Source organism: Enterococcus sp. DIV1090 (genome assembly GCF_050537975.1).
GTDB classification, from domain to species: domain Bacteria; phylum Bacillota; class Bacilli; order Lactobacillales; family Enterococcaceae; genus Enterococcus; species Enterococcus faecalis.
In genome coordinates this window covers 215,001-226,984 of the sequence record NZ_CP172917.1, presented here as the reverse complement: position 1 = coordinate 226,984, position 11,984 = coordinate 215,001, and the positions used below count along the sequence as shown (strand labels likewise).

Sequence of the window (11,984 nt, the reverse complement as noted above, 5' to 3'; positions counted from 1 at the left end):
ACTCCTTTATTCTGGATTTAAAATTTCCACCTGGATAATCCCGCTAGCTTTCAGAAACATATTGGTGACAATCGGACCTACAAAAGAAAATCCTCTTTTTTTTAAGTCTTTTGCTACGTTATCTGACAAAAGCTGTGTGCGCGGGACTTGGTATGCTTCTTCATAAATAGATAAAACGGGGACGTTTTTTACAAATTGCCATAGATAATTGGCAAAACTGCCAAATTCTTCTTGTACTTTTAAAATTGCTTGCGCATTTTTAATGGTTGCTTCAATTTTGCGCCGATTGCGAATCATATCTGGATCAGCTACTATTCGATCGACTTCGTCAGGCAACAGCGCGGCAACTTTTTCCGGCTTCATTTGGCAAAAATTTTTCATGAATGCTACTTTTTTCCCTGCGGCTGCTTTCCAACTTAAACCAACTTGAAAAACACCCACCGTCAACAATAAAAACAGCAAATCATCCTCTCTTGTAGGTTTTCCCCATTGTTCTGTATACCATTGATAGTTGTTCATCGCCGCCTCCTTTTAAGACTGTTCAAATGTTAATAATGCTTGTTTCATTGCTAAACCACCACGGTAACCGGTTAATTGTCCCTTGCTGCCGATGACTCGATGGCAAGGAATGACCATTAATAAAGGATTTTTCCCAATCGCTGTGCCAACTGCTCGAACCGCACGTGGACGCCCAATTTTTTCTGAAATTTCTTGATAGGTCATTGTCTCACCATAAGGGATTTCTTGCAACGCCTGCCAAACTTCTTTTTGAAAGGGCGTTCCTTCGATGTCTATGGGGCAAGCAAACGTTGTCGAATGTTGGTTAAGATAACTTATTAGTGCTTCTTTATAAGGCGCAGTTTTCTTTTCAGAAGCTTCTAATTGTGCTTGAGGATACCAGTTTTTCAGTTCTTCTATCGATTGATTGGCTGAACCTACAAAAGCTAGTCCAGCGTCTGTCACACCAAGATAATAGTGATCGTTCTGCCATTCTTGTTGCGCATAATAAATCTTTTTTGCCATATTTCTACACTTCTTTCTCGTGTTTTTCTTATCTTCATTATAATTCTTTTGGCTTTCAAAATCTTGCGCTCCTATCACTTTTTACTTGTTTTTATTAGGGATTCTTTTACAATGAAGAAAACGGGAGGTGTGCTTACAATGAAAACAACGTATCGACTTACTCAGAAACGTTGGGAAGCCATTCAAAATAATAATACGCAATTTGATGGTGATTTTTTTTATGGTGTGACCACAACTAAAATTTTTTGTCGTCCTTCGTGCCCTTCCCGTGTGCCCAACAAGAACCACGTTCTGATCTTCAAAACGGCTCAGGAAGCTTTAACACTTGGTTTTCGTCCATGTAAAAGATGTCAACCAACCGGGCAAGTCGTTCCTAACGAGGAATGGGTTGCTCAAATTAAGCAATTTATTGATCGGCATTCAGCGGAACCATTAAGTTTAGACTATTTAGCGCAAGCCTGCCACGGTAGTCCCTTTCATTTGCAGCGAACCTTTAAGGAACAGACAAAACAAACCCCATTAGCTTATTTAACAAGTATCCGAATTAGGCAAGCCCAAGAATTGCTTCTCCATTCACCCCTTACGATTCAACAAATCGCGAAAAAAGTTGGCTTCCAAACCGCAGCATATTTTGCCACCACTTTTAAAAAAGAAACAGGCGTAACCCCCTCTGTTTATCGCAGTAAAAATGAGCCGAAAAAATAACATTTCGGCTCATCGGATTATTTATTGGGGCGTGATTGTAGCCATGCTACAATCAATTGACTGATTTCTGTTTGCTGTTGCTCATTAGAAATTGTCGCTTTGCTATCTCCTTTTTGGACACCGTAATTACCAAACCCTGCATGATTCCCACCTTCGATAGATACATACTGCGTATCTTTTGGCAAAAACTGTTTGGCTTTTTGGTAGCTAGTCCAATTTAAAACACCATCGTTTGTGGCTGTTATTGACAGAACCGGCAGATTTTTCTTGTTTAGTGCACCTTTTTCGTCAGGATAGCTAGCTAAATAAATCATGCCTTTGATTCGTTGCTCATTTTCCGCTACAAAACGGCTAGCCATCACACCACCCAGAGAATGTCCAGCCAAAACGAAGTTTTGTTGTGGATGATCCTTTATAATTTGTTCTGCAGCATTTGGTGCAAGAACCGCTAAATTCAAAGGAAAATGAACAACATAGACATCATAACCTTTCGTAGCAACTTCTTGCGCCCATTCACTATAACTAGCGGGCGCAACCAATGCACCTGGATAAAAAATCAGTGCTGTATCATTTTTTTGCCCGTTTGTATAATAATCATAGTTTTTTTCTTGCGTGGCACTTTGGCTTATTTTTAAGGCTGAATCGGTTGCTTGATACGTACTATTTTTAATAAAAATAGTCAGACCGATGACTAATACCGCTAAAAAAAGCCCGATTCCTAGGACAATTTTTTTCCAACGTGATTTTGTTCTATTTTTCATCTCATTTCCTCCCAATGAAAAAATTCTTCTTTCTGATTCTACCTTTAATAAAAAAAGAACACAACAATAGGAGTTGGTGAAGCAATCCTTCTGTTGCTCCACCAACTCCTAAATAGACTGTTTCTCGATTCCTTAGATTATTTTGTCTCTTTTTCGCCTGCTTCTAAGTAGCTGATAATAACCGTTTCAAATCATCATTTATTTTTCCTACACTTCCCTTATTAAAATAACAATGAAGCTGAAAGCAGAAATATCAACACCGAACAGATCAATAAAGCCCTGTTATTTGATAAAGTATATTCTAAATAGATATACTCGCCAATGAAAAATACTATCAGAACTAACGAAGCCCTCAATAAACCAACATTTTCAAAAATATATTCTTTGAAAATGAAGGAAAGGACTCCCAAAATAAGGAATGATAGTAACATTGACTTAACAATAAACCATTGCTTTCTCGCCATTCTAACACTTCTCTCTAATGAAATTAATTATATCGCTTCACTTGAAACCATCAATACACTTTCTTAAACTTTTTCATTAATATATAAATTATTTTTCAACAAACAGTCTTACTTTCATAAATTTGTCTGTTGTAAAAAATAGTAGCATACACTATTTTAAATAGACATAGCTATTATTCTATTTTATAGGGACACATTACTAATATAAGCAAGCATAGTAACAGCCTTATACAATTTAGATAATAAATAACAACCTATTTCATTAACTAAAACAACAACAGTCATAAAAAGGACTGGTTTTTAACAGATACATGTCACAATGTTTTCATGCTATTTATTTAATAGTTAATTCACTAATTAAAAAAATAATTTCTAATTTTCACTTAATATAAATGTAAAAATACCCCATCAGAACATGCTTTTATTCAGTTAGTAAAAAAACGGTCCAAAATCTAGTCAGCATAGTTATGCGATAAATCATTTTTGAGCTCGAACCACTTCTATTTAAAAATGTGATGAGGTAAGCCTTCACTTTTAATAAAAAAACAATAGGAGTTGGTGGAGCAACCCTTTTCTTGCTCCACCAACTCCTAAATAAACTGTTTCTCGACGCCTTAGATTATTTTGATTCTTTTTTGCCTGCTTCTAAGTAGCTGACATCATTGACTTTATCCAAAGTATACTCGCCATTTTTGTAATGAATCGTTGTAACACTAGCATTCTTCAAACCGCCTTCTGGGACTTTAAAATCATCAAATAAAGTTGCTAACAACGCTGAAATACTCAAGCCATGAGAGACCACTAAAACATTGCCATTTCCGGGATTGGCTGATTCTGTGGCAACAATTTTATCTAAGCCTTTTTTCAAACGTTTGGTAATTGTAGCATAGTCTTCTGCAGGCCAGTTATTCTTGCTTTCCTCGCGCTGTTGATCCAGTTTAGCTACACTGTTGGCAAAGGATTCAGGGGTCATGTTTTTCATAAATTCTTCTAAGGAAACACCTTGATCATCAGCAATATCCTGCCACATTGTCTTGTTTAAATCCCCTTCATAGCTACCAAAATTAAATTCACGTAAATCTGGGTCACGCACGACTTCAAGGTCTTTGCCTGCTTTATTTTGATCTAAAATAAGTTGAGCAGTTTGCAAGGCGCGGCCACTATCACTACTATATGCATTTTGAAAGGCAACATCTTTCAAACCAATCCCAGTTGCGGTCACAACTTTTTCACCTTCTGGTGTTAAGACCGCATCTGACCATCCTTGTACGCGGTCCGTCGTATTTAACATGGTTTTTCCATGGCGCACAATGTAAAGAGTTAGTTCTTCAGGTTTTGTCTCTTTTTCTTTTGTCGTTGCTTGCTGATTTTTACCACAACCAACCATTACTAAAATGGCCAGAAAAAGCATCCCCACAATCGTCAATCGTTTTTTCATTTTTTATTTCCCCTCATTTTCTACTCAGTTGTTAAGTTTTCACCATTACTAGCGATAACTTGTTTGTACCAATTAAATGATTTTTTCTTAGTTCGTTTCAAGGTTCCCTGACCTTCGTCATCCATGTCTACGTAGATAAAGCCGTAACGTTTTTTCATTTCGCCAGTCCCTGCTGAAACTAAGTCAATACAACCCCATGGCGTATAACCAATTAAGTTAACCCCGTCTTCTTCTACTGCGGTTCTCATGGCTTCAATATGTTGTTTAAAATAATCAATGCGGTAATCATCGACAATCGAGCCATCCTCTTGCAATGTATCCACCGCGCCAAACCCGTTTTCAACCACAAACAATGGCATATTGTAACGATCTGACAACTGACACAATGAAATTCTTAACCCTAAAGGATCGACAGCCCAGCCCCATTCAGATTCTTGCAAATAAGGATTTTTAACCGCAGGCATTTGGTTGCCTCCGACATATTTTACTTCTTCGGGATAAGCAGTCGAAACAGTCGACATATAATAACTAAACCCGATATAATCAACTGTTCCTTTTTGAATAATCGCTAAATCCTCTGACTCCATTTGAATTGTCATTCCTTCACGCTCAAATTCTTTGAGCTTATGCGCTGGATAATATCCCTTAGCCTGGACATCCATATAAAATTCTTGCTCTCGGTTAAATTGAACAGCTGCCATCACGTCCTCAGGTTTGCAGGACAAAGGATAACTTGGAATATAAGCCACCATCATACCAATTTGGAAATCTGGATTGATGGAATGTCCTAATTCAACTGCTTTCGCACTTGCTACAAATAGATGATGCGCTGCTTGATATTTACTTTGTTTATCATTATTGTGAATCCCAATTTGCGTCCAACTTCTTAAAAAATTAATTTCATTAAAAGTCATCCAATACTTCACTTTATCCTGATAACGTGTAAAAATGGTTTCGCAAAAGAAAACAAAGAAATCAATCACTTCACGATTTTTCCAACCATCATATTCATCGGCCAAATACATCGGAATATCAAAATGGTTAATCGTCACAACGGGCTCAATTCCATGGCGCAGCAAAGTATCAAAAACTTTATCATAAAAGGCTAAGCCTTCTTCATTAATCTCTTTTGTTCCATTTGGGCAAATCCGGCTCCAGGCGATAGACAGCCGAAAACATTTGAAACCCATTTCTGCAAATAAGGCGATATCTTCTTCGTAATGATGGTAAAAGTCCGTCGCTACATGACTAGGATAGTATAACTCTTCATCGATATAGCCAATCGCTCCTTCGGGTAATGCTTGATCGCGCGTACACGAAGCTTTTTGGCCTTCTTTAGTTAAATACGTAATCCGTCGCGGTTCTGTTTGACTACCACCAGTAATTGCATCTAATGTACTCAGACCTTTGCCTCCTGAAAGGTAGCCACCTTCATATTGGTTAGCAGCTGTTGCGCCGCCCCATAAAAAATTTTCTGGAAATCCCATAAAATCCCTCTTTCCCTCTGTTTTTAGGCATAACAAAGAAACCATCAAGGGAATTGACGCTGGCAGAAGAGTCCTTGTTTTTTCTACCAACGTCAAACGCCCTTTAATAGTTGCTAATTTTATTAATTACTTAAATCTTCACCATTTGTTGCGATTACTTTTTTGTACCAATCAAACGATTTCTTCTTGCTTCGTTTTAACGTACCATTTCCTTCGTTATCGCGATCCACATAGATAAAGCCATAGCGTTTTTTCATTTCACCTGTTCCAGCTGATACTAAATCAATACAGCCCCAAGTCGTATAGCCTAACAAGTCGACACCATCTTGTTCAACAGCATCTTTCATCGCTTGAATATGCGCCGCCAAATAATCGATACGATAATCATCGACTACATCACCATTTTCGTCTGGTGTGTCTACCGCTCCTAAGCCATTTTCAACAATGAATAGTGGTTTTTGATAACGATCATATAAGTCATTCATCGTAATTCTCAAACCAAGCGGATCAATTTGCCAACCCCATTCACTGGCTTTTAAATAAGGATTTTTCACAGAGGCAAAGATGTTACCAGCTGTTTGTTCATTAATTTCTGGATCTGTTGATGTGACACGAGAAGAATAATAAGAGAACGAAATGAAGTCCACCGTATGTTCTTTTAAAAGTTCTTCGTCGCCTTCTTCCATTTCAATTTGAATACCTTTACGTGCCATTTCTTTTAAAGCATACGCAGGGTATTCCCCACGTGATTGGACATCAATAAAGAAATAATTTTCACGATCTGCTTGTCGAGCAGCGAAAACATCTTCTGGTTTGCAAGTATAAGCGTAGTTGGAACCAGCCGCTAACATACAACCTACTTGGTTTTCAGGATCTACCTCATGAGCAATTTTTGTCGCAATTGCACTTGCTAGTAGTTCATGATGGGCCGCTTGGTATTTCACTTGTTCTTTGTTTTCGCCTTCTTCAAAGTATAGACCTGCTCCCATAAATGGTGCATGTAAAATCATATTAATTTCGTTAAATGTTAACCAATACTTGACTAATCCTTTATATCGGTTGAAAATTACACGGCAAAGATTTTCATAGAAACCTACTAACTTACGACTACGCCAAGCGCCATATTCTTCCACTAAGTGCATTGGACAGTCAAAGTGTGTAATCGTTACTAGTGGCTCAATCCCATATTTATGACATTCTTTGAATAAGTCTTCATAGAACTTCAAGCCTTCTTCATTCGGCTCTGTTTCATCTCCCATTGGAAAAATTCGACTCCAAGCAATGGATAAACGGTATGTTTTAAAACCCATTTCACCAAATAAGGCGATATCTTCTTTATAGCGATGATACATATCAATCGCCTCTTGTGCAGGATAGAAATGTTCTTCATCAAAGTTAAACATTTTCTTTTCACCAGTGATTACTGGAAAACGATCTGGACCAGTTGGCGCTAAATCGACGTTTGCCAAACCGCGTCCACCTTCGTTATAGCCACCTTCACATTGATTGGCTGCTGTTGCGCCACCCCATAAAAAGTCTTTTCTAAATGCCATAAATTCTCTTCCTCCACATCTTTTTATATTAAAGCGGTCAGCAAATCATCACTTGTTGAAACTTCATTACTGCCGACTTCCAAAATATCTAAATAATCCGCTGTATTCGTCACAACGATTGGGATTTGTGTACTAAACCCAGCTTTTTTAATTCCTTCTAAATCAAAGGTTACTAATGTTTGACCTTTTTTCACGCGGTCACCTTGTTTTACAAAAGCTTCAAAGCCTTCGCCTTCTAATTGAACTGTATCAATCCCAATATGAATCAATAATTCTGTGCCGTTATCTGAAATCAAACCTAATGCATGTTTTGTTGGGAATAGTGTGACAATCGTTCCATCAAAGGGTGCAACCACTTTGCCTTCCGTTGGTTCAATCACGACCCCATTTCCTAATGCTCCATTTGCAAAAGCAGGATCCTCTGCATTTTTTAAAGATAACACTCGTCCTTTGACTGGACTTGTAATATTTTCTTTTTTAATCGTTGTTTTATCAATAATCACTTCTTCTTCCTCAACTGTATTGTCTTTCCAGAAGAAGAATGTTAGACCAAAACCGACGACCGCTGCAATGGCAATTGCAATAAAGGACTGGATCATCCCACTTGCATCATCACCATTGATAAAGTTTAGCACACCGAAAATTCCTAAACCACCCATTGTATAAGCTGTCACATTGTTGATCATCAAATATAAACCACCGACAGCGCCACCAATCATTGAATAAATAAATGGCCATTTTTTTGGTAAAGTGATTCCATAAATTGCTGGCTCTGTTACACCAAAAATACCAGAGATAATTGCTGGCGGACACAAAGCTTTTAACTTTTTATCTTTCAATTTGAAGAACATCGCTAAAACAACCGCTGTTTGCGCAAAACTAGCTGCAAATGATCCCGTTAATACTTGGCTTGAACCTTCTTGTGTCACTTGCATAATAGCTAATGGCACAACGCTCCAATGTAAACCAAAAATAACTAAGACTTGCCAGAAGAAACCAAGAATCAAACCATACAAAGCTGGTGAGAAACTCATTAATGCTGTAAAGCCAGCGCTTAATAAATCTGTTAGCATGCTAACGATTGGCCCAATTACTAAGAAACCAATTGGTAAGGCAATCAACAACACGAAAAACGGTACTAAGAACGTTTGAACAACTTCTGGAATAATCCGTTTAAACACTTTTTGAACTTGTGCCGCAAAAGCAATAATGAAGATGATTGGTACGACACTACTTGTATAGTTCGCACCGACCCAAGGAATCCCCATAAATGTATTATAGGCAGGTAAACCGAATAAATTATACGGTGCTGCGGCTCCGGCACCCGCTGTTGTTTCAAAGGCCGTTTGTAATGCACTTCCTTGAATCGTTGGGTAACATAAAGCTGCGCCAATCACGATCCCTACCATTGGATGCAACCGGAATTTTTTAGCTGCTGTATAACCTAAAATAACTGGCATAAAGTAGAAAATTGCATCGCCAATCCCATTTAACATGGTATAAGTCCCTGACGTAGCCGTATAGAGCTTTAAGAAAACCAATAAGGCATTTAACCCTTTGACCATCCCAGCCGCTGCTAACGCCCCTAAAAAGGGTTGGAAACAACCACTTAAAATATCTATTAAGCGATCAAATAAATTCCCACTGGAAGCTTCTTCTTCACGTTCTCCTGACAAGCCTGCAATACTAACTACTTCTTCGTAAACGGCTGGAACATGGTTCCCAATAACGACTTGGTATTGTCCACCGCTTTTCATAACAGTTACCACACCGTCCATATTTTTTAAGACATCATCATTCGCTTGACTCTCATCTTTTAATTTGAAGCGAAGACGTGTGATACAATGTGTCAAACTATTAATATTCTCTTGCCCACCGACATTTTTTACAATTTTTTCTGCTAGTTCATGATATTTTCCCATCTTTTTTTCCTCCAAAAATTTATTTTCATTTGAAGGTTTAGCCAACTGAATGTCACTATCCAAAGTGGTGCGTTTATTGTTCCGTTGTTTGTACAATTCGTGCAATGTGAATCGTTAGGTACAAGCGTTCTTCATTTGAAACTTGATAGTCATAGTTCTCATTTAAATACAAGCTGATCTTTTCCACGCAACGATAGGCGTTGAGATATTTCTTTTTAATTACCGCATACAGTTCTTCATCATCATTTTCGACAACTTCACGTTGGTGTAATAAGCGATAACAGAAAAATTTTAAATGTGTGCTAAATCGATAAAAGTAAACAGAGTCTTCATCAAAACTTACCTTAAAATAGTATTTGACGATATTTGTAATCTCTTGCATCAACTTTGTCAATTCGTAAATATTACCGACTTCTTCCTCCATCTCCGCATTCACCAAGTGCAATGCGATAAAACCTGCCTCATCCGTTGACAATTCCATTCCTACGCGCTTTTGTACCATTTTTAAAGCATTTACTCCTACTTCGTACTCTTCAGGAAAAAAACGTTTAATATCCCATAATAATAAATTCTTAATTGCAATTCCTTGTTTTTTTCTTTCTAAAGCTGTGTACAAATGATCCGTCAGAGAAATATAAATGGTATCATTCAAACTCTTTTTCAACGTTGATTTTGCATAAACAATAATGTCATCCGAGAGTTTCATCATCTCTAAAGGAATATTTCCTAACAATTCTTGAAACTTAAGTGATGTCTCTTGATTGGCTAAATAAAAAACTTGATCGATACTTTCATCAGGAACCCAATCACCAATGCGTTTCTTAAAAGCAATTCCTTTGCCCATAACAATTTGCTCTCGTTTATCATCATCTAATGTAATAACCACATTATTGTTTAAAATTTTGTGAATAATCAATGCCCCACCTCCTTTGTGTTTCGTTGAAAAAAGAAAAACCCAATTTCTTCAAAAAGAACGACACACCTGTCGCTTCATGAAAAAATTAGGTTTAGCTTGTCTTTAAACAATCACTATCCATCTATTTACTTATCCCTACATCCAAAGAATAACATATTTACAACAAATGTCAACGCTTTCAACGACATTTTTTTGTAATAAAAATAAAAAAAGCATACAAACATTGTTTGTATGCTTCACTATGACCCGTACGGGACTCGAACCCGTGTTACCGCCGTGAAAGGGCGGTGTCTTAACCGCTTGACCAACGGGCCATTAAAAAGAAAAAACGGAGAAGGAGGGATTTGAACCCTCGCGCCGGTTTCCCGACCTACACCCTTAGCAGGGGCGCCTCTTCAGCCACTTGAGTACTTCCCCAAGAAATAAATGGGCCTAAATGGACTCGAACCATCGACCTCACGCTTATCAGGCGTGCGCTCTAACCAGCTGAGCTATAGGCCCCAAATAAGAAAAAAGCGGGTGACGAGAATCGAACTCGCGACAACAGCTTGGAAGGCTGTGGTTTTACCACTAAACTACACCCGCAAATTTTTCTTGGATGGCGCGGGACAGAATCGAACTGCCGACACATGGAGCTTCAATCCATTGCTCTACCAACTGAGCTACCGAGCCAAAAACGGTCTGGACGGGACTCGAACCCGCGACCTCCTGCGTGACAGGCAGGCATTCTAACCAGCTGAACTACCAAACCAATTCGTTTTTGCTTTATGCAAATGTATGCTTTAAAAAATAAAAGCAATTGCGGGGGCAGGATTTGAACCTACGACCTTCGGGTTATGAGCCCGACGAGCTACCTGACTGCTCCACCCCGCGATAATTAGACCAAGGAAACTTAATTCCTAAGAAAGGAGGATAAGGGATTCGAACCCTTGCACGGTTTTACCCGCCTGACGGTTTTCAAGACCGTTCCCTTCAGCCGGACTTGGGTAATCCTCCGTAACAAAACTATGACCCGTACGGGACTCGAACCCGTGTTACCGCCGTGAAAGGGCGGTGTCTTAACCGCTTGACCAACGGGCCATTTTATAAAATTATGGGCCTAAATGGACTCGAACCATCGACCTCACGCTTATCAGGCGTGCGCTCTAACCAGCTGAGCTATAGGCCCAAAAAGAAAAGCGGGTGACGAGAATCGAACTCGCGACAACAGCTTGGAAGGCTGTGGTTTTACCACTAAACTACACCCGCATGGCGGTCTGGACGGGACTCGAACCCGCGACCTCCTGCGTGACAGGCAGGCATTCTAACCAGCTGAACTACCAAACCATACTTTTCTTTTTATGTGCTTTTGAAATCAAAAGCAATTGCGGGGGCAGGATTTGAACCTACGACCTTCGGGTTATGAGCCCGACGAGCTACCTGACTGCTCCACCCCGCGATAATTAGACCAAGGAAATTTAATTCCTAAGAAAGGAGGATAAGGGATTCGAACCCTTGCACGGTTTTACCCGCCTGACGGTTTTCAAGACCGTTCCCTTCAGCCGGACTTGGGTAATCCTCCATGATAAAAATAAAACTATAAACAACGTCACAATGGACCTTGTAGGACTCGAACCTACGACCGGACGGTTATGAGCCGTCTGCTCTAACCAACTGAGCTAAAGGTCCAGGCTCTTCCAAATGTATAATCGCGGCGGAGGGGATCGAACCCCCGA

Annotated in this window: 9 protein-coding genes and 16 tRNA genes (1 of these 25 only partly in view); 1 reads left to right on the top strand and 24 read right to left on the bottom strand. The window is 39.0% G+C overall.

Annotated elements, in window-relative coordinates:
- Positions 1-6 precede the first annotated feature (6 nt).
- Positions 7-519 carry a DNA-3-methyladenine glycosylase I gene (locus IGL48_RS01190; protein WP_002355189.1) on the bottom strand — a complete coding sequence of 171 codons (513 nt, stop codon included), beginning with the start codon at positions 517-519 and terminating at the stop codon, positions 7-9.
- A gap of 12 nt (positions 520-531) precedes the next feature.
- On the bottom strand, positions 532-1,023 hold the full coding sequence (locus tag IGL48_RS01185; protein WP_002355188.1) for a methylated-DNA--[protein]-cysteine S-methyltransferase: 492 nt from the start codon (positions 1,021-1,023) through the stop codon (positions 532-534).
- Between the two features lie 111 nt (positions 1,024-1,134).
- On the opposite strand from IGL48_RS01185, the gene IGL48_RS01180 reads away from it, so the two are divergent.
- Entirely contained in the window at positions 1,135-1,728 is a 594-nt protein-coding gene (locus IGL48_RS01180) for a bifunctional transcriptional activator/DNA repair enzyme AdaA (RefSeq protein ID WP_002379037.1), read from the top strand.
- Positions 1,729-1,745: 17 nt separating this feature from the next.
- Here IGL48_RS01180 and IGL48_RS01175 read toward each other — a convergent pair whose 3' ends face one another.
- From IGL48_RS01175 to IGL48_RS01070, 22 genes are all read right to left on the bottom strand, one after another.
- On the bottom strand, positions 1,746-2,489 hold the full coding sequence (locus IGL48_RS01175) for an alpha/beta hydrolase (protein ID WP_002399661.1): 744 nt from the start codon (positions 2,487-2,489) through the stop codon (positions 1,746-1,748).
- Positions 2,490-3,572: 1,083 nt separating this feature from the next.
- Positions 3,573-4,391 carry a histidine phosphatase family protein gene (locus tag IGL48_RS01170; protein WP_002419252.1) on the bottom strand — a complete coding sequence of 273 codons (819 nt, stop codon included), beginning with the start codon at positions 4,389-4,391 and terminating at the stop codon, positions 3,573-3,575.
- Positions 4,392-4,411: 20 nt separating this feature from the next.
- Positions 4,412-5,878, bottom strand: coding sequence for a glycoside hydrolase family 1 protein (locus IGL48_RS01165; RefSeq protein WP_002373156.1), 1,467 nt, complete (start codon positions 5,876-5,878; stop codon positions 4,412-4,414).
- Between the two features lie 122 nt (positions 5,879-6,000).
- Positions 6,001-7,431, bottom strand: a complete 1,431-nt coding sequence (locus IGL48_RS01160; RefSeq protein WP_002375743.1) for a 6-phospho-beta-glucosidase — start codon at positions 7,429-7,431, stop codon at positions 6,001-6,003.
- Positions 7,432-7,454: 23 nt separating this feature from the next.
- On the bottom strand, positions 7,455-9,353 hold the full coding sequence (locus IGL48_RS01155) for a beta-glucoside-specific PTS transporter subunit IIABC (protein ID WP_002358327.1): 1,899 nt from the start codon (positions 9,351-9,353) through the stop codon (positions 7,455-7,457).
- A 73-nt stretch (positions 9,354-9,426) separates the two neighbouring features.
- On the bottom strand, positions 9,427-10,269 hold the full coding sequence (gene licT / locus IGL48_RS01150; protein WP_002355181.1) for a BglG family transcription antiterminator LicT: 843 nt from the start codon (positions 10,267-10,269) through the stop codon (positions 9,427-9,429).
- A gap of 242 nt (positions 10,270-10,511) precedes the next feature.
- Positions 10,512-10,583, bottom strand: a tRNA-Glu gene (locus IGL48_RS01145).
- 15 nt (positions 10,584-10,598) lie between these two features.
- Positions 10,599-10,686 (bottom strand) — tRNA-Ser (locus IGL48_RS01140).
- A 10-nt stretch (positions 10,687-10,696) separates the two neighbouring features.
- A tRNA-Ile gene (locus tag IGL48_RS01135) sits at positions 10,697-10,770 on the bottom strand.
- A gap of 13 nt (positions 10,771-10,783) precedes the next feature.
- Positions 10,784-10,854: transfer RNA gene (locus IGL48_RS01130), tRNA-Gly, on the bottom strand.
- A 14-nt stretch (positions 10,855-10,868) separates the two neighbouring features.
- Positions 10,869-10,941, bottom strand: a tRNA-Phe gene (locus IGL48_RS01125).
- Between the two features lie 5 nt (positions 10,942-10,946).
- Positions 10,947-11,020, bottom strand: a tRNA-Asp gene (locus tag IGL48_RS01120).
- Between the two features lie 48 nt (positions 11,021-11,068).
- Positions 11,069-11,142, bottom strand: a tRNA-Met gene (locus tag IGL48_RS01115).
- A 33-nt stretch (positions 11,143-11,175) separates the two neighbouring features.
- Positions 11,176-11,265 (bottom strand) — tRNA-Ser (locus tag IGL48_RS01110).
- 12 nt (positions 11,266-11,277) lie between these two features.
- Positions 11,278-11,349: transfer RNA gene (locus IGL48_RS01105), tRNA-Glu, on the bottom strand.
- Positions 11,350-11,363: 14 nt separating this feature from the next.
- Positions 11,364-11,437 (bottom strand) — tRNA-Ile (locus tag IGL48_RS01100).
- A gap of 9 nt (positions 11,438-11,446) precedes the next feature.
- Positions 11,447-11,517, bottom strand: a tRNA-Gly gene (locus IGL48_RS01095).
- A 1-nt stretch (position 11,518) separates the two neighbouring features.
- A tRNA-Asp gene (locus IGL48_RS01090) sits at positions 11,519-11,595 on the bottom strand.
- 38 nt (positions 11,596-11,633) lie between these two features.
- Positions 11,634-11,707 (bottom strand) — tRNA-Met (locus tag IGL48_RS01085).
- Positions 11,708-11,740: 33 nt separating this feature from the next.
- Positions 11,741-11,830, bottom strand: a tRNA-Ser gene (locus IGL48_RS01080).
- Positions 11,831-11,863: 33 nt separating this feature from the next.
- Positions 11,864-11,937, bottom strand: a tRNA-Ile gene (locus tag IGL48_RS01075).
- A gap of 20 nt (positions 11,938-11,957) precedes the next feature.
- A tRNA-Met gene (locus tag IGL48_RS01070) sits at positions 11,958-11,984 on the bottom strand (it continues 47 nt past the right edge of the window).